Here is a 1,804-nt window from a genome sequence, read left to right as displayed (position 1 = left end):
CCGCGCCCTGCTCGACCGCGCGGCCGCCGGGGGCTGGCGGACCGTCGCTCAGTGGACGTCGGGGGAGCGCCCCTTCGTCGCGCTGCGCAGCGACCGCAGCACCAGCAGCAGCGCCGAGCCGCCGAACAGCACGGCCGTGATCAGCAGCCAGCGGGCGAGGTAGCCGTCCGCCGACAGCCCGGTGACCCCCCGGTACCCCGCGTCGACCCGGCCGGTGATCAGCGGGAACCACACCAGCAGGAGGAGCCCGGAGAAGGCGGCCGGGACGCGCACGTACATCGCCCACCGACGGCGGCCGACCGCGCCGAGCGCGCCGGTGACCGCCCGGTCCGCCGCCGAGTACAGCGGCAGCAGCACCAGGTCGTGCAGCAGCGCCGCCCCCACGAACCACAGGGCCACGCCGAGCCAGTCGCCGGCGAGCAGCCGCACCCCCGCGTAGCCCGCGAGCGCGAAGGAGCAGGCCAGCAGGAGGATCTGGAGGGGGCTGCCGATCACGGGCCGGAGCCGGCCGCCCGGCCTGCCGAGCCCGCGCGGCTCGCGTGACTCACGTACACGGTTCATCCCAGGTCTCCGAACGTCATCCGGGCCACCCACTTGGTGTTCAGCACGCCGGGCGCGGCGGGCACGATGATCCGCGCCGGGTAGCCGTGGTCCGGGCTCAGCGCCTCGCCGTTGACGTACAGGGCGAGCAGGGAGCGCGGGTCGGCGACCTGGTTGGCGCGCAGGGCGCCGCTGCGGAAGGCGCCGCGCCGCTGGAGGGACTCGACGAACACGTCGGGCGGGTCGTCCTCGTGGCCCACGCGCGCGGCGAGGTCCCGCAGCCGCACCCCGCGCCACCACTGGTCGGACGTCGACCAGCCCTCGACGCAGGCGATGGGCAGGGCCTCGCTGTGCTGCTCCATGGCGAGCAGGTCGGCCCGGCTGAGCCGGACGGTCCCGGAGCGGCCCTCGATGACGAGCCGCCAGGTGTCGTCGCGGGTCTCGGCCGGGTCGATGCCGACGTACGCGGCCGTCTTGTTGATCTGGAAGCCGTTGGGGCCGTTGCCCGGGTCGGGTCCGCCGTGCGGGGAGAGGACGGCCGTGGCCCGCAGCGGCGGGTCGAAGCTGCGGCCCGCGTTCGTGGCGAACATCAGCAGCGAGCCGCCGCCGACGAACCAGAGGGCACCGCGCCGCGAGACGGTGGGCGGCGCGGGCCGGGGCGACACCAGGTCGTCAGCCTCCTCGCCACACTCCCGAGCCCCCTCCGCACCGCGCTCCTCGCGCATCGCCCGGAGGTTGCGCAGCGCCAGCGGCATCTTGAGCACGGCGTGCGCGACGAACGCGGCGAAGAAGACCCACGCGCCGTAGAAGTGCAGCGGGTAGAAGGAGCCGGGGAAGAGGTACTCCAACTGGATGTTGAGCACCCCGGTCACGAACTGGAAGAGCGCGCCCCCGACCAGCAGCAGCAGCGAGATCCGCTCCAGCGCGTGGGCGACCGAGCGGGCCGGCGGCAGGGTGAACAGCCTCGGCACGACCGACCACAGCTTGGCCAGCAGCACCGGGATCAGGGTCAGTCCGAGGGTGACGTGGACACCCTGGTTGAGGCGGTACAGCCATGTGGGGTCGGTCGGCCACGCGAAGAGGTAGAAGCCGAGGAGCCCCTTGTCCGGGGTCTTGTCGTTGACCGGGGACAGGTCGGGGTTGTAGGCGGCGTACGAGAGCAGGCCGGTCACGAACAGCACGGTGATGCCGACGAGCAGCACGATGCCGAGCACGGACGTGAACCGGGGGCCGCGCAGGGGGCTGCGCCAGAAGCCCGGGGAGG

The 1,804-nt window shown here is 73.8% G+C and carries 2 protein-coding genes; both read right to left on the bottom strand.

All coding sequences use genetic code 11. The features are described 5' to 3' along the window. Positions 1–48: 48 nt before the first annotated feature. Positions 49–561 (bottom strand): hypothetical protein, encoded by a 513-nt coding sequence (locus ACFW01_RS38370; protein WP_234956571.1) that lies wholly within the window; start codon positions 559–561, stop codon positions 49–51. After that, positions 558–1,804: molybdopterin-dependent oxidoreductase (locus tag ACFW01_RS38365; protein WP_384511495.1), on the bottom strand; the 1,247-nt coding region annotated here is incomplete at its 5' end. The genes ACFW01_RS38370 and ACFW01_RS38365, both read right to left, overlap by 4 nt.

Source organism: Streptomyces sp. NPDC058985 (assembly GCF_042740985.1).
Lineage (GTDB): Bacteria > Actinomycetota > Actinomycetes > Streptomycetales > Streptomycetaceae > Streptomyces.
This window is presented reverse-complemented; position numbering and strand designations above follow the sequence as displayed.